Genomic DNA, 15,931 nt, shown 5'->3' on the forward strand with positions numbered 1-15,931 from the left:
CCGGCCGCTGCTCTGCCTCCGCCGAAAGTACGCCCTCGCCGGGAGCGCGCCCAGAGTGCCGGAACTCCGGCTCACCGTGCCGCTGCCGGATGGTCTTCCGAACCGAGGCCTCATGCCCCTCTCACAGCTCACCGTCCACCGCCGTGACCAAAGGAAACAGGCGCTGATCACCCTGTCCGGTGAGATCGACCTCGAATCCGCGCCATTGGTGCGCGAGTCCCTGGAACGGTGCCTGCGGGACGGTATCCGCACCATCGACGTCGACCTCACCCCCGTCATCTTCTGCGACTGCAGTGGACTCAACGCATTCCTCCACGCTGCGCAGCAGACCACCGTGGCCGGTGGGACCCTGCGACTGCACCATCCGCCGACGGCACTGGCTCGGATTCTCGACCTGACCGACTGCGGGTTCCTGCTCCTCGGCCTTCCGTGCGACCAACTCCCATCTCCTCTCGGCGACACCCCGGCCGCGCCCCGTCCGGCCCCGCCGCACCGGTCTCCCCCGCTTGCGCCTGTTCTCTCGGGCGATGTGCGATGACGGCCGAACCCGGGCGAGGACAGCCACGGAAGCCGGGGGACGGCGAGCCGTCCGCCGTGGCTCCGGCGCGGTTGCGTCGGCTGAGCCGTTGGCTGGTGGAGGGCCTGCGTGAGGATCTGGTGGCTCTGTACGTGGAGTCCCGCGCAACGCCGCCGGGTGATCCATACCGCCGTCCCAGCCGCCAGAACTTCCTGAACCGTCTCACCGTGGACATGCGCCGACCGGGATTCGCCATGGTGATCGCCGAGACGGACAGCCTGACGGGATGCGCCTTCGGATTCCCGGTAGCCGGCGACGGCTCCTGGTGGCTCGGCTTCGACGGAGCACTGCCGCGCAGCATCGAGCAACTCACAGCGTCCGGCAACGTCTTCGCGTTCGCTGCCCTCCTGATCCGGCCGCACCCCCAGGACCGGGAACTCGCCCGCCGTGTGCAGGAGCGGCTGCTGACCGACCATCAGGCATCGCTCGGGGCCACCCTGGTGGACCGGGCCGATCGCCCAACCCTCGCTGCACTCCACTCCTGGGGGTGGCTGGACATCGGAGAGCTTCGCAGGCCGGCGGGCGCCACCACATTCCGTGCGCTGGTACTTCCCTTCGGGGAACGCACCACGGCGAGGCTGGAGGGCCTTGTCACGGTGCCCGGAGACGGTGGCCCCAGTGGGGCCTGACAGGCGGTCGACCCGCATTCGGATGCTGGTGGCCGAGCAGGCGGTCCGACGAGGTGCCCGGGTGAGTGTGGTGGACGTATGCACCGCGGCCGTGGCCGCGCTGCCGGTCGGCGGGGCCGGGCTGTCGGCGATGTCCAAGGCCGCGGCGAGCCATCCGTTGTGCAGCACCGACGACATCAGCGAGCAGCTGGAGGAGCTCCAGCTCACGCTGGGCGAGGGGCCCTGCGTGGACGCCTTTGTACGCGGCTCGGCCGTCTTGACACCCGATCTGCTCACCACTGAACTTCAGGATCACTGGACCGTGTTCGCCGATGCGGCCCTGGAAGCCGGAGCCCGCGCGGTGTTCTCGCTCCCTCTGCAGAAGGGAGCGATCAGACCGGGGGTTCTGGACCTTTACGCCAACATTCCGACCGTACTGAACACGGAGGAACTGGCCGATGCACTGGCGTTCGCCGATCTCGCGACGCTTCTCCTGCTCGACACAAGGATCGACGAGACGGGCGCACCGACCGGCGGGCCTATGGCGGACCGCAGCTTCGAGGACCTGGGCGCATACCGAGCGGAGATCGACCAGGCCAGCGGAATGCTCACTGCTCAGCTCGGAGTCGGCATCGAAGAAGCCTTCGTCCGGCTCCGCGCCTACGCCTATGCGCAGGGATGCCGACTCGCGGACGTGGCCGCCGACGTGGTGGCCCGACGGCTTCGTTTCTCCCCGGACGCGGAGCCGGATCAGGACGAGGAGGAAACCTGACGTGTGGGTCCCGGCCGAGGAACGTGCCGTACTTCCCGCCCCTTCCGGCAGGAACTAGTCTCAATCGAGGGTGCCCACGATGGACCAACAGCTTCTGGCCAAGACCTTCGTCGAGCTGGCCGACAATCTGGTCGCCGACTTCGACATCATCGACTTCCTGCGCCTGCTGACCGACCGCTGCGTCGGCATGCTCGACGCGAGCGCCGCCGGGGTGCTGCTCGCCGACCGGGACGGCAAACTCCGCGTCATGGCCGCCTCCGACGAACAGGTGCGCCTGCTGGAGCTCTTCCAGCTCCAAAACGACGAAGGCCCCTGCCTCGAGTGCTTCCGCACCGGTGTACCGGTGATCGTCCCCGACCTCGGTACGGAGACCGCCCGCTGGCCGCGCTTCGCGGTGGCGGCCCAGCGCAGCGGGTTCGGGGCAGTCCAGGCTCTGCCCCTGCGTTTGCGGGACGAGATCGTCGGCGCCCTGAACCTCTTCCGCACCGCCCCCGGCCCCTTCGACCCGGCCGCCACACCCGTCGCCCAGGCCCTGGCCGACGTCGCCACCATCAGCCTGCTGCAACAACGCACCGCTCAGCGCAGCACGGTGCTCAACGAACAACTGCAGACGGCGCTGAACAGCCGGGTACTGATCGAACAGGCCAAGGGGAAGCTCGCCGAACGCCAGGACATCGACATGGAGCAGGCGTTCACCGCGCTGCGCGGCTACGCCCGCTCCCACAACCGGCGCCTGGCCGATGTGGCCCGCGCCCTCATCGACGGTTCCGAACCCCTCACCGGCCTGGGGTCCTGACCCACGCCTTGCCGGAGCCCGCTACGGTGTTGGTGTTGTGGTGTTGTGGTGTTGGTGTTGGTCCAACTCCTGCTCGATGAACAGCATCCGCAGCGCGAAGGCGATTGCGTGGATGCAGACGAACCCATCGGCCCAACGGACGAGGAACCGCACGACCGGAGTTGAGATCCACGAGGCGGGCTACACAACAGAGGCGTCCGACGGCCGTCCTGGATGAAGGCGCCGGAGGGCTGAGCTCACAGCTCCCGGTGCCGTGTCCGCCGGGTGCGCACACCGTCATCTCCGGTCCGCCGCCTGGAGGCGCCTCAGTGCTCGGCGCAGCTCCCGCTGTATCGGTTCCGGCAGCATCCGGTCCTTCGTCGTGGCGACCAGGGCCGCGGCCACGTCCCGGAGCTTGATGTTGCAGTGCTGCGACACGTCCACCAGCAAGTCCCAGGCCCTCTCGCTGGAACACGGCGCCAGGGCCATCACCATGCCTCGTGCCTGGTCGATGACCGCACGGCTCGCCAACGCCCGACCCAACTGCTGTTTTCTTGCGCGCAGTTCGATGACCTCGGCCAGCAACGCAGCATCCACCTCAGAGGGCACAGTCCTCAACAGCCGCTGTTCTTCACGGGGCGGGGTCATTTGGTGCATGGTCGGTACCTCACAGGGCAGTCAGCCCGTCCGTGGGTGATCAGCGGCGCGCCAGTTGCCGTTCGGCAGGCAGCACATCGTCGGTGCCGATCGAAGGGGCCTGTTTCACCAGCGTTCTGGCATAACCGCCCCTGAGACAGCCCGGCCCGACGATCGCGTCTGCCCTCCCAGACGGCGACCAGGGCCCCGGCCGCCTCCGAACGCAACCCGTGGCTACCCGGCCACATCACGGGTACCTGCGGTGTTCGCGGTCCCGACGGTCCTCGCGCCGCCAGCGCGCCCGGTTCTGCCGGCTGTAGCGGCGGTCCCAGCGTTCCTGGCGATTCCGGCGCTCCTGGTAGTCCCGGTAGTCCCCGAGATCGGAACTGCCGCTGCGGCTCCGGCCGCCGCCACGATCGCGGCCGTGTCGGGTGGCGGCATAGACCAGCACCGCCGCAGCCACCCACCAAATGGGATCGAGGAAACCGAAGCCGAACAGGACCGTGATGAGGATGAGGAGCAGGACGAACACGGTGGGCCTCCCCGGGAGCGGGACACAGCATCGATACCGGGGACTGGGGCCTCACCCCACAGCGTAGTCCTGCCCAACGGCTGCGGATAGCGTGCGACGTAAGCGCGTCCTGCCCTGTATGGATGGCTGCTTGAGACCTGTTCGGGAACTGCGGCGACTCCCAGAACTCCTCAGTGCCGGCGCTGCGTTGGCAACGGACGTTGCCGGCATTGACTGGCAGCACGGCCTAGTTGCGCAACTCCGGATTATTCGGCGCAGCGTTCCACTTTCCCGCCTCGCCCGGCCCCCGCGGGAACGACCCCGTACGGCGATCACGCGCGGGAGCCCGTCCAGCCCAGTTGCAGGGCCGCGTCTCATCTGCGCCGTTTCAGTGCGTGTGCCATGCCTGGGAGTTCCTCGTACAGCAGCCGACCGATCAGCGCCCCGCCGAAGACGACGACACCCACGCCGACCAGCCAGGACTGGATGACCAGGACAGTTCCGACAGGTCCGAAGGTGACTGCGTTGGATGCGATCAACGGCGAGAAGACGAGCCTGGAGAAGACCCTCAGGCCGATCAGCCCGATCACGGTGGCCACGGCGCCGGGCAACAGGGCACGCCAGCGGATCCTCCCGCCGAGCAGCAGGCGCTGGGACCACCACAGCAACAGCACAGCACTCAGCGACGCGACGGCCCCACCTGCCAGGGGTTCACGCCGCAGCGTGGTGGTGGCGGAGACGTAGAGGTATCCGGTGAGGACACCGAGCCACACCACATGCCGCCACCTTGCCCACCAGCGGGCCGGAGGCAGGCCCCAGACCTTCTCATATCCGGTCTGCACCGCCGCCCCGAAGCTCAGACCGAACACGGCAAGGGCGGCGATACCGAACGCGGTCGTGGTCCGCAGGGCCTGGCCGGGCCGGGTGAACAACTGCTCGACCTGCCGCATGGAGGACGTCGACACGCCAAGCCCTTCCCCCAGCCACTGCGCGAACCCCCGCCCGTGTTCGGGATCGGCAGAGGAGACAATGATCAGCAGCGGCACCAGCGTGAGAAACCCCAGCGCGGCAAAGCCCAGCGAGCGCGACCACAGCTCAATTTCCTGTCTCCGCCGCCATCCGCGCCCGACGGGCGAACGGCTGATCATATGGCGCAGCGACCCGAACCGAGATGAACGGTCCGGGGCATCGGCAGGCTTCATTGGCATGCCTGTCGACTACCACGTTCGGAACCCTTGCCGCGCGAGGGCGCGACGCAGAGATTCCCGGATAGCCTGGAAGAGCAAAGGGCTACCGGGCTCAGCGGGCTGCGACTGCCCGAGGGGGCGGCTCGTACCGGCCCGGATCAACGGCTCAGGAGGCAGGCCATGATCCATTCAGCCGATATCCGCGAGTGGCGCAACCGCAGCGTCGTCGACCCGAAGGGCCACAAGATCGGCGTACTCGAAGCGGTCTACGTCGACACCACCACCGACGAACCGGCCATGGCCACGGTCCGCACCGGACTCCCCACCCGCCACCACCTGGCCTTCGTCCCCCTCGACGAGGCGACCCTCGGACCGGACTACGTCAAGGTCTCCTACACCAAGACGCTGGTGAAGAAAGCGCCCTCGGTCGGCATGGACGACATCCTGCCCGCCGAGTCGGAGGAAGCGATCTTCCAGCACTACGACATGCCCTACCAGACGGGCGCAGGCGGCGAGCGGCAACTCGCGCGCCGCTGATCGCGCACGCTCAGCCACCCAAGGGAGGTGTACGCGTCATGGCCCTCTTGCTGTTTCTCCTTCTGGTCGCCGTCGTGCTGGGAATCATCGGAGTGGCCGCAGAAGGGGTGGGCTACCTCCTGATCATCGGCATCGTGATCCTCGTAGCTGCACTGGGCCTCATCGCCGTCCGCTGGTCCCAGCGCACCGGTCACCGCCCCCTCCGATAACGAACGGCACCCTGTTACTCCGTGGAGCCCAGCCGCCGGGAGCCGTTCGGGGCCGACCCACTCCCGACGGCGGCGCCATCGCAGTCGGCGTCGGCTCACCTCTCGTCGGGGACGCGGCCGACGGCAGCGCGCTCATCGGATCACCGGTCATGGGCCGGCAGATCGGCGAGGGCCTTCTCCACCGCCGCGAGGATCGGCAACGCAGCCTTGTCCAGAGGTTCGCGAAGTTCGCGAAGTCCTCTGCGGTTGCTGCTTGGCGGCTGTGGAGCCGTCGTGGTTGGTCGTGCAGCTCCCTGCGCCCCTGAGAAGCCTCAGCTCACGTCAGTAGAGAAGCAAGCTTGCTCCAGGCCTCCCTCGGGAGGGAGTCTCGCGATGGCGTGCTGCCGTCCACGATGTGGAGGGCCACGTGGTCCGCGCCCGCGGCGATGTACTCGTCGATGCGGGCGCGGATCTGTGTTTCGTCGCCCCAGGCGTAGACCGCGTCGATGAGGCGGTCGCTGCCGCCGTTCGCCAGGTCGTCCTCCGTGAAGCCGTTGCGGAGGAAGTTGTTGGTGTAGTTGGGGAGGGCCAGGTACATGGCGAGGTAGTCGCGGGCCAGGGTGCGGGCTCGGGTCGGGTCGGACTCCAGGACGACCTTCAGCTCCGGGGCCAGCAGCGGGGCGTCGCCCAGGCGCTCGCGGGACGCGGCCGTGTGGTCGGCGGTGACCAGATAGGGGATGGAGCCGGCGGCGCGGTCCCGGGCGAGGTCGATGGTCTTCGGGCCGAGGGCCGCGAGGAGGCGGCGGTCCGCGGGGTGGCCCGCCTCGTCCAGGGCGTCCAGGTGGGAGACCAGGGCCGAGTAGGGGCGCTTGTACTGCTCGGCGATCTTGGCGTGGCTGACGCCGAGGCCCAGGGCGAAGCGGCCGGGGTGGGCGGAGTCCAGCTCGGCGAAGCTCGCGGCGGTGGCGGCGGGCTCGTGCTCCCAGATGCTCTGGATGCTGGTGCCGACCACGATCCGGGAAGTCGCCTCGATCAGCGGGGCGGCGTCGCGGGCGGAGGTGTTGCCGCCGAGCCAGAGCGCGCCGTAGCCCAGTTCCTCCAACTCCGCGGCCGCCTCGGCGAGTTCACCGTTGCGGGACGGGTCCCCGAAGCGCAGGGCGCTGCTCCAGATGCCGTACCGTCCGACGGTTTCCTTCAAGTTGTCGGTCATGAGTGGCGGTTTCCCTCCGGTCGGTGTGCGCGACAGCCGTACATCGACGCCAACCGGAGGGGGCCGCCGGATCTTCCCGTCGGCAACTCAGCGTCGATACGCCTTACCCTCCGATGCCGTACGACAGTCCCTTCGGAAGCGGCCTGGGCAAGAACCGCTGGGTCGTCGAAGCGGCCTTCGCACTTCTGCGCTGGTTCCGCCGACTGCGTATCCGCTGGGAAATCCGCGCCGACATCCACCAGGCCTTCCTCATCCTCGGCTGCGCAATCTTCTGCTGGCGGCGCCTCAAAAAACAGTGCTGATCTGAGCCCTCAGCCCGAACCGGCGACCAGTGCCTCGCCGAGCGGGGTTCGCCGGTAGAGCACCGACCGTCCGGACCGGGCGCGGACGAGCAGCCCCGCGCCTCGCAGGATGGCGAGGTGGTCTCCCACGGCGCCGGGCGCCATGGCGAGGCTTCGGGCGAGGTGGCTGGTACTGGCCGGGGCGTCCAGCGCCAACAGCAGCCGGGCTCGGGCCCGGCCGACCAGAGCGGTCAGCGCGTCCGGTTGGGGGACGGTCGCCTGTTCGCCCCACAGGGCGGCGGTGCCGCGGGCAGGGTAGACCAAGGTCCTGGGCCAGGGGTCGTCCAGGTGGGCGGCGATATTCCCGACGAAGACCGAAGGGATCAGCAGTAGCCCGTCGCCGGCGAGGCGGACGTTTCCGATTGGGGGGAAGAAGCCGATCTCGATACCGCCGTCGCGCCAGTCGATGCTCGGGTGCAGGCTCTCGATGGTCGTGGCCCATCCGTGTTCGCCGATCACACCCACCCGGTGCACGACATCGCGCTCGCAGATCGCGCGCAGTTGCGGCCAGTCCGCGGCGAGCAGCTCGTGCCACGCCTGGTCCATCGCCTCGGCGATCCTGGAGACGGCGTCCGTGGAGTCCAGCACCGCGCGTACGCGGGGATCATGGGCGGACGGGCCGGTCGCGGTGGTGGCGAATTCGTGGCGGGCCGCTTCCAGCGGTGTGGCCCGGATCATGGCCAGGTCGTCTGCCCAGGTCTGGTTGAGGCCGCGCGGCGGCGGGGCGACGAAGTTCGGTCCGGATTGCGAGGTGTGCAGGGCGAGGGCGGCGTCCAGTTCGGTCTCGCGGCGAAGCCGCTCGAAGGCCGGTAGGAGCCGGGTGGCCCAGGCTCGCGGCAGCGGCCGGTTCTGGCCGGCGAGTGAGCGCAGCAGTAAGCAGAGGTCCATCGCGGGCGACAGTGCGAAGCGGCTGCGCAGCAGGTCCTCGACGGAGACTTCGAAGCGGAGCACCCGGCGATGCTACCGCCGGACGTCTGTTCCGATTCGTCCAGCGACGAATCATTGGTGAGTGGCGTGGGCGCACGGCGAGGCTGCGCGTCATGACCCCAACCGCCGAACCCGCGCAGGGCAACCGCCGTGCCACCTACCGGGAGGTGCTGGCCGAGCCGCGATTCCGGCTGCTCTTCTCGACCCGCGCCGTCGCGATCACTGCGGGCTCGCTGCGGATCACCACGTTCTCGGTGCTGGTCTTCGCGGCCACCGGCTCCGCGCTGTTGAGCGCACTGGCCTTCGGCATCGGCTTTCTCCCGCAGTTGTTCGGCTCGCTGCTGCTGGGCTCACTGGCCGACCGACTGCCGCCCCGCGCGCTCATCGCCGGCGGCTACGCCTTGGAGTGCGCCGCCGCCCTGCTGCTCGCCCTGGTGCGGATGCCGATCGCGGCAAGCCTCGGTCTCGTGGCGCTGGTCGCCCTCGCCACACCGGTGTTCGGCGGCGCGTCGAGTCGGCTGGTCGCGCAGTGGCTGAAGGGCGACGCCTATGTACTGGGCCGTTCACTGAACAACATCGCCTCCTCTGGCGCGCAATTGTTCGGTCTGGCGCTGGGAGGTGCGGTCGTCGCGGTACTCGGCCCACACCGGGCGCTCGCAGTGAGCGCCGCCCTCTACCTCGGCTGCGCGCTCGCCATCCGCATCCGGCTACCCCGGCTGGGGCCGGGAGAGTTCGGCGGCACACCCGGCAGCGCTCGGGGCGATGGCGGGGCCGTCCGGGCAAGCCTGCACGGTGCCGGCCTGCTGCTGCGTGGACACACGGTACGACGACTGATGCTGGCCCAGTGGCTACCGCCCGCGTTCGTAGCGGGCGCGGAAGGTCTGATCGTCGCCTACGCGGGAGGACGCCACTTCGCGCCCGGCTGGTACGCGGTGCTGATGGGCTGTCTGCCGGTCGGCATGCTCGTCGGTGACCTGCTGGTGGGTCGACTGCTACGGCCACCCGCCCGGGAGCGACTGGTAGTCCCGTTGATTGCGCTGACGGGACTACCGCTGGTCGGCTTCGCCACCGAGCCCGGGGTGGGCGTCTCGTCCTGTCTGCTGCTGCTCTGCGGCTTCGGATTGGCCTACGGTCTCGGCCTGCAACGGCCGTTCCTGGACGCCCTGCCGCAGGATGGCCAGGGCCAGGCCTTCGGTCTGCTCGGCTCCGGCAGCATGACGCTGCAGGGCGTCGGGCCGGCCTGCTTCGGCTCGGTGGCCGCAGGCATCGGAACAGGCGGCGCAATCGCCCTGGCAGGCGGCGCGGCGGTGCTTACCGCCGGCTGGATTCTCACCTGGCACCCGCCCACCTCCCCGGTCCCCGTCCCCGTCCCGAACTACTCAACGGGATCAGAGAGCGGCACCGAACACCCTCACCCCCACATCTCTCTGACAGGCAGTCATTCCCCGTAGCTCATTGTGTTTGGAGTCCCACGCCTCGGCTCTGCCAGGCGTTGCGGACCACGTACGGGATCTTGAGACCACGAACAGCCCATGGAAGGTTCATGCCGCATGATCGATGAATTCGCGAAGGACAGCCTGCACAGGAGACTGCGGCGGGACCGCGAGGCGCTGCTCTGGAAACTCGACGGCTTGTCCGAATACGACGCCCGCCGACCTTTGACAGCGACCGGGACCAACCTCCTCGGCCTGGTCAAGCACGTGGCCACCGTCGAGGCCAGGTACTTCGGCGAGGTCTTCGACCGCCCTTCCCCGGAATCGCTGTCCCGGTGGCAGGACTCCGACGGCAGCGATCAGTGGGCGACCGAGGACGAGACCCGCGATCGGATCATCGGGTTCTACCGGCGCACGTGGGAACACTCGGACGCGACGATCAACGAGCTTCCCCTCGACACCCCCGGCCACGTGCCGTGGTGGCCGGAGCCTTATCCCAACACGAACCTGTTCGCCGTCATGGTCCATGTACTCGGCGAGTCCATCCGGCATGCCGGGCACGCCGATATCCTGCGCGAGGGCCTCGACGGCCGGACCGGGGTGCGCGCCGAGAACGAGCAGCAGATCGACGAGGAAGCCCGTGCCGCCTACTGCGCGAAGATCGAGCAGGCCGCCAGGTCAGCCGCATCGATCAAGGCTTAGTCGGACAAATCAGGCAGCCTGATATCAGCTCCCCTACCGGCGCTTGCGATTTCCGAGCAGACTGCCACGCCGAGGTCGAGGCGGTGAAGCTGTAGCGGCCGAGGAGGTTCAGGTTGCGGCGCTTGAGAGGAGAGCCTGAGCGAGCCGAGCTGGTCCTCCACGCCGTCCCGGTACGCCTGGTGGATGGTGCCGCGCTTGCCGTGGCACACGTCCCGGGCCGGCTTGTGGCGGGAGATCGCCATGAGCTGTCCGGTCGGTCACGCCTCCTCTCAGGTTCGAGGGGATTCGGCTCGGAGGCGGGCCACCGACTCCAGGACCTCGGTGCGCCCCGCGTAGACGCCCTCGGTGCGTGGGTAGTGGACGATCACATCGGTGAAGCCCAGGTCATACCCCCTGCCCCGCATGTCTTCGAAGCGTGCTGCGCTGGTCAGCGAGTAGCCCGGGCAGGAGTCGAGGGAGAGGTGACGCTGGAAGTCGCCGGGCGTCACAGGTCGGTGCCCCCACTGACATCCAGGTACTGACCGGTGATCCAGCGGGAGTCGTCGGAAGCGAGGAACGCCACCACGTCCGCCACGTCGGAGGGCCTGCCGATCCGGTCGAAGACGGACCGCGCGGCCAGGGCGGCCCGCGCCTCGGGCGTCGTCCGGCGCCGGGCGTTCATGTCCGTCTCGATGAAACCCGGCCCGACCGTGTTGACGGTGATGCCGCGACCGCCGAGTTCCTTCGCCAGACACAGGGTCATCGTGTCCAGCGCGCCCTTGGACATGGCGTACGCGACGGACTCGGGAAAGGCCCGCCGTGAGGCGAGCGAGGAGATGTTGATGATGCGCCCGCCGTCACGCATCCGCGGCAGCGCGCCCTGCACGAGGAAGAACGGCGCCTTGGCATTGACGGCGATCATGCGGTCGAAGACCTCGGGAACCGCCTGACCCACCGGCCCCGAGCCGCTCACCCCCGCGTTGTTCACCAGGATGTCGAGCGAGCCCTCGACGCCGGTGCCCGCATCGCTTCCCTCCGCTCCCTTCCCTCCCTGCGCGCGCAGCCCGGCGTCGAACGCCGCGAAGACCGCGTCGGCGTCGCCCGGCACGCCGAGCTCCGCCTCCACCGGGAAGGCGCGCCCGCCGTTCTCGCGTATCTGCGCCACGACCTCCTGGGCGGCGGCCGCGCTGTGGCCGTAATGGACGCCGACGAGCGCCCCGTCGTGGGCGAGCCGCCCGGCGATGGCTCTGCCGATTCCCCGGCCGGCCCCGGTGACCAGTGCGATCTTGCCCGTCAGTGTGCGTTGGGTATCCACGAAGACCTTGTGTATCGAAGGAAGAAGGAACGAAGGAGGAACGAAGAAAGAACGAAGGGCTAGCGAGGCAGGGATCAGGGGAAGGAAAGCAGCCCGTCAGCAGCCCATGAACTGCCGGTACCACCCGGCGTGTTCGGCCAGGCTCCGCGCGAACCCCACTCCCGGATCGGCCCCCACCCCGCCCCAGAACCCGTCGTCCGCGAACCAGTGGTCCACGGCGAGCATGCCCAGGTGGTGCAGTGCGCGCGGCTGCCCGGCCAGCCGGGTCCGGGCCTCGTCGATGTCCAGGGGTGCGCCCGGCAGTTGCAGGCCGAGTCGGTCGGCCAGCGTGTCCAGCAGTTCCGAACAGTCCACCGGTTCGGGGTGGTTGACGTGATGCGCGCCCGCCAGGTCCCGGTCCGACAGTCCGGCGGCGACCACCGCGCGCCCCAACGCCCGTACGTCGACGACGGAGTGCCGTGCGGTGCAGCCCTTCAGGCCCGCCGACAGCAGCCCCAGCAGTCCGGCCAGCCCGGGCACCACCCATCGGTCGCCGGCCCCGAGCACGAGGTGCGGGCGCAGCACGACCCCGCCGGCGTGCAGCACATGCCGCTCGGCGGCGGCGCGGGAACGGCTGGTCGGCGAGACCGGGGCGAGCGGCAACTCGCCGGGGAGCGCGGCGGTGAACGGCCCCCGACCGTATACGGCGGCCGTACTCACGTAGACGAGACGAGACGCACCGGCGCGCGTCGCCTCCTCGACGAGGGCACGGGTGCCGTGGTCGTTGACGGTCTCGGTGCGGTGTTCGTCGTCGCCGATGTGGGAGGCGCAGTGCAGTACGACGTCGACGCCGTCGCAGATGCCGCGCAGGGACGCCGGGTCGGCGAGGTCCGCGCGCACGACGTCCGCCGCCGGGGCTCCGGCGCCGGGGCCGCCGACCGGTGGCAGCCTCCCGGGGTCGCGCAGCAGGAGCCGTATTCGGGACGGTGTCACGTCCCGCGACTCCCCGAGGGCCGCGACGACATGACCTCCGATGAAGCCGCCGGCACCGGTGACGAGGATGCGTGGTGACAAGGTGAGTTCCTCCCTGTCGGCCGACGGACCGTCTCGGCCGCGATGTCCTTCACGGTACTGCGCGTTCCGTACAGTCGTTCCACCTGGCCATGGAAAGGAACCACCGTGCGGCTGCGCTGTGCTGTGCTCGACGACTTCCAGAACGTGGCGACCGAGGTCGCCGACTTCTCGCCCCTCGCGGACGATGTCGAGGTCGTCCCCTTCACGACCCACTTCCCCGACGAGGACGCCCTCGCCGCGGTCCTCGCCGATTTCGACATCGTCGTCACGCTGCGAGAACGCGTCCCCTTCCCCGCCTCCCTGATCGCCCGTCTCCCCCGGCTGAAGCTGCTGATCGCCTCCGGCATGCGCAACTCGGTCATCGACTACGCCGCCGCCGAGGCGCACGGCGTCACCGTCTGCGGCACGGCGAGCTCCTCGACCCCGCCCGTCGAACTCACCTGGGCCCTGCTGCTCGGCCTCGCCCGCGGCATCGTCGAGGAGAGCAACGCCCTGCGCGACGGCGGCCCTTGGCAGCGCACGGTCGGCGCCGACCTGCACGGCCGCCGCCTCGGACTGCTCGGTCTGGGCAAGATCGGCAGCCGGGTGGCCCGGGTCGGCCTCGCCTTCGGCATGCACGTCAGCGCCTGGAGCCAGAACCTCACCAAGGAGTACGCCGACGAAGTGGGCGTCCAACTGGCGGCCTCCAAGGAGGAGTTGCTCGCCGACAGCGACTTCGTCTCCGTCCACCTGGCCCTGAGCGACCGCACCCGAGGCCTGCTCGGCGCGCCCGAACTCGCCCTCCTCAAGCCGACGGCGTATCTGATCAACACCTCGCGCGCGGCGATCGTCGACCAGGACGCCCTGCTCACCGCCCTGCACGAGGGCCGCATCGCCGGAGCCGGCATCGACGTCTTCGACATCGAGCCCCTCCCCGCCGACCACCCGATGCGCACGGCCCCCCGCCTGCTCGCCACACCCCACCTGGGCTATGTCTCGCAGGCCAACTACGCGACGTACTACGGCCAGGCGGTCGAGAACATCCAGGCGTACCTGGCGGGTTCACCGGTACGACGGCTGCCCTGAAGCCGGCGATCCGGCGGCGGTCAGGCGATGTCGGCGTCCCCGGCCTGCGCCGCATCGACGGGCCGCCGGTAGATCCCCTCGCTCCGGCTCAGATGGTGCAGGTCCACCAGATAGCGCCGGAGCGCCACATGGTCGATGTCGTCGCTGTCCTCGCACCAGACGCGCAGCTTGTCGTCGACGGTCCGCTCCGGGTACTCGACTCCCGGCTCGAAGGTCTGCTCGGCGATGTGGCGCAGCACCAGCTTCTTGCGGGTCCAGCGAGCGGGCAGCCGGACCAGCCGCCCGTCCCGGACGAAGGTCCGCAGCACGAGGTCGGCCGGGTCGTCCCCGGAGGCGGGGCTCTGGGCGGCCGCAGCGTCGTTCTCCCGCGCGTACTCCCTGAACAGGCCGTAGGCCACGCCCAGTTCCCCGTCGTCCCCCGCCGTGACCACGCCCTGCTCGCGCAGCCGAAGCAGCGCCACGGCCGTCTCCTTCGGGGACAGCCCCGCCGCCCGGGCGACCTGCTCGCTGTTCTCCGCGCCCAGCGCCACGGCGGCGAAGGCACGCACCCGGCTCTCCTCGGCGAACAGCCGGACCAGTTGTTGCGTCGGATCGGTAGCCATGTCCGGAGGCTAGTGGACGTCGGCCGCGGAGCTAAGCGATTTTTCGGCGGGGCGAGACGAGCAGGACGGAGCGGGGCGGGCCTCAGGCGTACCGGTAGATCTCGGACATGTCCTCCAGCTCGTCCGGAGTCACGTCCCACGGCGGCAGCCGCTCGTGCCGGGCGACGATCCGGCCGTACTGCGCGCTGCCGCGGCCGGGTGGCTTCGCCGGCAGGTAGCGGTGTTTGCGGTGGCGCCGCTGCCAGCGTTGCCACTGCATGTCCATGAAGGCGTGGACCAGCCAGAAGACGGGGTCGTTGACGGACGCGCCGCCGAGCATGACTCCCCCGACCCAGCGATGCACCCGGTTGTGGTTGCGCCAGACGACCCGGCCGTTGCCCCACCCCTCCATCTTGTTCCGGAAGCCCTTGGTGACCGTCGAGTCCCACGGGGCGACGTCATAGACGGGGTCCTTCAGTGCCCAGTTCAGATCGTCCCGGGTGGGCAGGTCGATCGGATCGCGCGGGCGGCCCAGGCTCCGGGTGAGGAACTCGACGTTGGTGATGCTCTCCGTGATGGTCCAGTTGCCCGTCCGGTAGGCGAACGGCCCGGTCATCACCTGCCGGTCCACGGGGCGTCCGGTGCCGCCGAGCAGATCGTCGGTCCACGGCACCGAGGTGGTCGAACGGTCCCGGGTCCAGTCCCAGTACGGCACCGTCACCGAGGAGTCGACACGCTGCAGGGCGCTCTCCAGGTCCAGCACGAACCGGCGGTGCCAGGGCAGGAAGGAGGGCGACATATGGGCGGCGCGCAGGCCTCGGTCGCCGTCACCGACGAAGTACTCGATGTGCAGCCGTACGAACTCGTCGTACTCACCGGTGCGTTTGAGTTCGAGCAGCGCCTCGACGAACCGCCGCCGCTCGGTGCGGGTCAGCTTGCTGACGTTCTTACGCACGTACACCATGCTGCGCCTCCATGTGCAGATGCCCGCCGTGGAACGGTCCGGGAGCCAGGTCGAGCAGCCGTCGGCGGGGCCCGAGCTCGTCGACGGCCGCGCGGGTCGCCTCCAGCGGGGTCCGGTACCAGCTGTAGTGGTCGATCATGCTCAGCCAGGTGCCGTCGGCACGGCGCATCAGGTGCAGCGGGCGGCCGTCCACGGTGACGCGCCATTCGGCGCCGAGAGCGCTGAGGTCCTCGAAGGGAAGCGGGGCGCCCTGGATACGGCGGCCGCGGTAGGTCTCGTCGAAGGGGGTGTCGGACTCCCGCTGCCCCTCCACGGACCGCGAGGGCCGGGAGGCGGCGAGCACCGGCGTGAGCGCCACCGCGGCGGAGGCGAGCAGCATCCGCGCCGCCTCCCGCCGTGTCCGCCGCTCCGGATCCCCGCTCACCGGGGTGCCCGCCCCCTGTACAGCACCCACCGACACTCCGTCTGCGCTGACGGCCATCGCTCACTCCTCGTACGGTTCGGCTGTTCGTACGAGTAACCGTCCAGGACGCCGCGCGGTCACCGCCGGAAGCCCATACGGCGGTGTCA

At 69.7% G+C, this 15,931-nt stretch carries 20 protein-coding genes and 2 pseudogenes; 10 read left to right on the forward strand and 12 right to left on the reverse strand.

All coding sequences use genetic code 11. The features are described from left to right. The first annotated feature begins 112 nt into the window (after window positions 1–112). The 4 genes from ACTMVF_RS19730 (at window position 113) to ACTMVF_RS19745 (ending at window position 2,753) form a co-directional block, all read left to right on the forward strand. Window positions 113–538, forward strand: a complete 426-nt coding sequence (locus tag ACTMVF_RS19730) for an STAS domain-containing protein (RefSeq protein WP_441272369.1) — start codon at window positions 113–115, stop codon at window positions 536–538. Next, complete coding sequence (locus tag ACTMVF_RS19735) at window positions 535–1,206, forward strand: hypothetical protein (RefSeq protein WP_441272370.1); 672 nt, start codon at window positions 535–537, stop codon at window positions 1,204–1,206. The genes ACTMVF_RS19730 and ACTMVF_RS19735 overlap by 4 nt, the downstream gene beginning before the upstream one ends. Window positions 1,207–1,228: 22 nt before the next feature. Beyond that, window positions 1,229–1,957 carry an ANTAR domain-containing protein gene (locus ACTMVF_RS19740; RefSeq protein WP_441272371.1) on the forward strand — a complete coding sequence of 243 codons (729 nt, stop codon included), beginning with the start codon at window positions 1,229–1,231 and terminating at the stop codon, window positions 1,955–1,957. Window positions 1,958–2,036: 79 nt separating this feature from the next. Then, the gene (locus ACTMVF_RS19745; protein WP_441272372.1) at window positions 2,037–2,753 is read left to right on the forward strand and encodes a GAF and ANTAR domain-containing protein; all 717 of its coding nucleotides are present in this window, start codon (window positions 2,037–2,039) and stop codon (window positions 2,751–2,753) included. Between the two features lie 276 nt (window positions 2,754–3,029). Here ACTMVF_RS19745 and ACTMVF_RS19750 read toward each other — a convergent pair whose 3' ends face one another. The 3 genes from ACTMVF_RS19750 to ACTMVF_RS19760 all read right to left on the reverse strand — a co-directional run bounded on the left by ACTMVF_RS19750 (window position 3,030) and on the right by ACTMVF_RS19760 (window position 5,087). After that, a complete protein-coding gene (locus ACTMVF_RS19750) occupies window positions 3,030–3,380 on the reverse strand; it encodes an ANTAR domain-containing protein (protein WP_441272373.1) in 351 nt (116 codons plus the stop codon). A 235-nt stretch (window positions 3,381–3,615) separates the two neighbouring features. Continuing rightward, on the reverse strand, window positions 3,616–3,900 hold the full coding sequence (locus tag ACTMVF_RS19755; RefSeq protein ID WP_441272374.1) for a hypothetical protein: 285 nt from the start codon (window positions 3,898–3,900) through the stop codon (window positions 3,616–3,618). 353 nt (window positions 3,901–4,253) lie between these two features. Beyond that, window positions 4,254–5,087, reverse strand: coding sequence for a ribonuclease BN (locus tag ACTMVF_RS19760; RefSeq protein ID WP_441272375.1), 834 nt, complete (start codon window positions 5,085–5,087; stop codon window positions 4,254–4,256). A 159-nt stretch (window positions 5,088–5,246) separates the two neighbouring features. Between ACTMVF_RS19760 and ACTMVF_RS19765 the strand changes: the two genes are divergently transcribed. Both ACTMVF_RS19765 and ACTMVF_RS19770 read left to right on the forward strand, forming a co-directional pair. Then, window positions 5,247–5,603 carry a PRC-barrel domain-containing protein gene (locus tag ACTMVF_RS19765; RefSeq protein WP_124436376.1) on the forward strand — a complete coding sequence of 119 codons (357 nt, stop codon included), beginning with the start codon at window positions 5,247–5,249 and terminating at the stop codon, window positions 5,601–5,603. Window positions 5,604–5,641: 38 nt separating this feature from the next. Beyond that, window positions 5,642–5,812 (forward strand): hypothetical protein, encoded by a 171-nt coding sequence (locus tag ACTMVF_RS19770; RefSeq protein WP_301981155.1) that lies wholly within the window; start codon window positions 5,642–5,644, stop codon window positions 5,810–5,812. Between the two features lie 316 nt (window positions 5,813–6,128). Here ACTMVF_RS19770 and ACTMVF_RS19775 read toward each other — a convergent pair whose 3' ends face one another. Continuing rightward, window positions 6,129–7,001, reverse strand: a complete 873-nt coding sequence (locus tag ACTMVF_RS19775) for an LLM class F420-dependent oxidoreductase (protein ID WP_441272376.1) — start codon at window positions 6,999–7,001, stop codon at window positions 6,129–6,131. Between the two features lie 134 nt (window positions 7,002–7,135). On the opposite strand from ACTMVF_RS19775, the pseudogene ACTMVF_RS19780 reads away from it, so the two are divergent. Further along, window positions 7,136–7,303 (forward strand): annotated as a pseudogene (locus ACTMVF_RS19780) (IS5/IS1182 family transposase); the annotation flags it as partial. 9 nt (window positions 7,304–7,312) lie between these two features. On the opposite strand, the gene ACTMVF_RS19785 reads toward ACTMVF_RS19780, so the two are convergent. Continuing rightward, complete coding sequence (locus ACTMVF_RS19785; protein ID WP_441272377.1) at window positions 7,313–8,293, reverse strand: winged helix-turn-helix domain-containing protein; 981 nt, start codon at window positions 8,291–8,293, stop codon at window positions 7,313–7,315. A gap of 89 nt (window positions 8,294–8,382) precedes the next feature. Here ACTMVF_RS19785 and ACTMVF_RS19790 point away from each other — a divergent pair, with 89 nt between their 5' ends. Then, window positions 8,383–9,720, forward strand: a complete 1,338-nt coding sequence (locus ACTMVF_RS19790) for an MFS transporter (protein ID WP_441272378.1) — start codon at window positions 8,383–8,385, stop codon at window positions 9,718–9,720. Between the two features lie 99 nt (window positions 9,721–9,819). Next, window positions 9,820–10,404, forward strand: coding sequence for a DinB family protein (locus tag ACTMVF_RS19795; RefSeq protein ID WP_441272379.1), 585 nt, complete (start codon window positions 9,820–9,822; stop codon window positions 10,402–10,404). Here the strand turns inward: ACTMVF_RS19795 and ACTMVF_RS19800 are convergent. From ACTMVF_RS19800 to ACTMVF_RS19815, 4 genes and pseudogenes are all read right to left on the reverse strand, one after another. Then, window positions 10,394–10,637: pseudogene (locus ACTMVF_RS19800) on the reverse strand (hypothetical protein); the annotation flags it as partial. The gene ACTMVF_RS19795 and the pseudogene ACTMVF_RS19800 sit on opposite strands and share 11 nt — an antisense overlap. A 36-nt stretch (window positions 10,638–10,673) precedes the next feature. Beyond that, window positions 10,674–10,892, reverse strand: a complete 219-nt coding sequence (locus ACTMVF_RS19805) for a hypothetical protein (protein ID WP_441272380.1) — start codon at window positions 10,890–10,892, stop codon at window positions 10,674–10,676. Then, window positions 10,889–11,698 (reverse strand): SDR family oxidoreductase, encoded by an 810-nt coding sequence (locus tag ACTMVF_RS19810; protein WP_441272381.1) that lies wholly within the window; start codon window positions 11,696–11,698, stop codon window positions 10,889–10,891. Before ACTMVF_RS19810 ends, ACTMVF_RS19805 begins: the two co-directional genes overlap by 4 nt. Before the next feature lie 96 nt (window positions 11,699–11,794). Beyond that, a complete protein-coding gene (locus ACTMVF_RS19815) occupies window positions 11,795–12,751 on the reverse strand; it encodes an NAD-dependent epimerase/dehydratase family protein (RefSeq protein WP_441272382.1) in 957 nt (318 codons plus the stop codon). A gap of 105 nt (window positions 12,752–12,856) precedes the next feature. On the opposite strand from ACTMVF_RS19815, the gene ACTMVF_RS19820 reads away from it, so the two are divergent. Beyond that, window positions 12,857–13,816: a D-2-hydroxyacid dehydrogenase family protein gene (locus ACTMVF_RS19820; RefSeq protein WP_441272383.1), complete on the forward strand. Its 960-nt coding sequence runs from the start codon at window positions 12,857–12,859 to the stop codon at window positions 13,814–13,816. A gap of 20 nt (window positions 13,817–13,836) precedes the next feature. On the opposite strand, the gene ACTMVF_RS19825 is transcribed toward ACTMVF_RS19820, so the two are convergent. The 3 genes from ACTMVF_RS19825 to ACTMVF_RS19835 all read right to left on the reverse strand — a co-directional run bounded on the left by ACTMVF_RS19825 (window position 13,837) and on the right by ACTMVF_RS19835 (window position 15,842). After that, window positions 13,837–14,418, reverse strand: a complete 582-nt coding sequence (locus ACTMVF_RS19825; RefSeq protein WP_441272384.1) for a DUF2087 domain-containing protein — start codon at window positions 14,416–14,418, stop codon at window positions 13,837–13,839. Window positions 14,419–14,500: 82 nt separating this feature from the next. Continuing rightward, the gene (locus ACTMVF_RS19830; protein ID WP_441272385.1) at window positions 14,501–15,361 is read right to left on the reverse strand and encodes a tyrosinase family protein; all 861 of its coding nucleotides are present in this window, start codon (window positions 15,359–15,361) and stop codon (window positions 14,501–14,503) included. Further along, window positions 15,345–15,842: a tyrosinase family oxidase copper chaperone gene (locus ACTMVF_RS19835; protein ID WP_441272386.1), complete on the reverse strand. Its 498-nt coding sequence runs from the start codon at window positions 15,840–15,842 to the stop codon at window positions 15,345–15,347. The genes ACTMVF_RS19830 and ACTMVF_RS19835 overlap by 17 nt, the downstream gene beginning before the upstream one ends. Between the last annotated feature and the right edge of the window lie 89 nt (window positions 15,843–15,931).

This window comes from Streptomyces sp. SD31, from assembly GCF_052068475.1.
GTDB lineage: Bacteria > Actinomycetota > Actinomycetes > Streptomycetales > Streptomycetaceae > Streptomyces.

What these genes read in the sequence shown, in the direction of transcription:
- ACTMVF_RS19730 (WP_441272369.1), top strand. Translation starts at nt 113, where the DNA reads ATGCCCCTCTCACAGCTCACCGTCCACCGCCGTGACCAAAGGAAACAG.
- ACTMVF_RS19735 (WP_441272370.1), top strand. Translation starts at nt 535, where the DNA reads ATGACGGCCGAACCCGGGCGAGGACAGCCACGGAAGCCGGGGGACGGC.
- ACTMVF_RS19740 (WP_441272371.1), top strand. Translation starts at nt 1,229, where the DNA reads ATGCTGGTGGCCGAGCAGGCGGTCCGACGAGGTGCCCGGGTGAGTGTG.
- ACTMVF_RS19745 (WP_441272372.1), top strand. Translation starts at nt 2,037, where the DNA reads ATGGACCAACAGCTTCTGGCCAAGACCTTCGTCGAGCTGGCCGACAAT.
- ACTMVF_RS19750 (WP_441272373.1), bottom strand. Translation starts at nt 3,380, where the DNA reads ATGACCCCGCCCCGTGAAGAACAGCGGCTGTTGAGGACTGTGCCCTCT.
- ACTMVF_RS19760 (WP_441272375.1), bottom strand. Translation starts at nt 5,087, where the DNA reads ATGCCAATGAAGCCTGCCGATGCCCCGGACCGTTCATCTCGGTTCGGG.
- ACTMVF_RS19765 (WP_124436376.1), top strand. Translation starts at nt 5,247, where the DNA reads ATGATCCATTCAGCCGATATCCGCGAGTGGCGCAACCGCAGCGTCGTC.
- ACTMVF_RS19770 (WP_301981155.1), top strand. Translation starts at nt 5,642, where the DNA reads ATGGCCCTCTTGCTGTTTCTCCTTCTGGTCGCCGTCGTGCTGGGAATC.
- ACTMVF_RS19775 (WP_441272376.1), bottom strand. Translation starts at nt 7,001, where the DNA reads ATGACCGACAACTTGAAGGAAACCGTCGGACGGTACGGCATCTGGAGC.
- ACTMVF_RS19790 (WP_441272378.1), top strand. Translation starts at nt 8,383, where the DNA reads ATGACCCCAACCGCCGAACCCGCGCAGGGCAACCGCCGTGCCACCTAC.
- ACTMVF_RS19795 (WP_441272379.1), top strand. Translation starts at nt 9,820, where the DNA reads ATGATCGATGAATTCGCGAAGGACAGCCTGCACAGGAGACTGCGGCGG.
- ACTMVF_RS19825 (WP_441272384.1), bottom strand. Translation starts at nt 14,418, where the DNA reads ATGGCTACCGATCCGACGCAACAACTGGTCCGGCTGTTCGCCGAGGAG.
- ACTMVF_RS19830 (WP_441272385.1), bottom strand. Translation starts at nt 15,361, where the DNA reads ATGGTGTACGTGCGTAAGAACGTCAGCAAGCTGACCCGCACCGAGCGG.
- ACTMVF_RS19835 (WP_441272386.1), bottom strand. Translation starts at nt 15,842, where the DNA reads ATGGCCGTCAGCGCAGACGGAGTGTCGGTGGGTGCTGTACAGGGGGCG.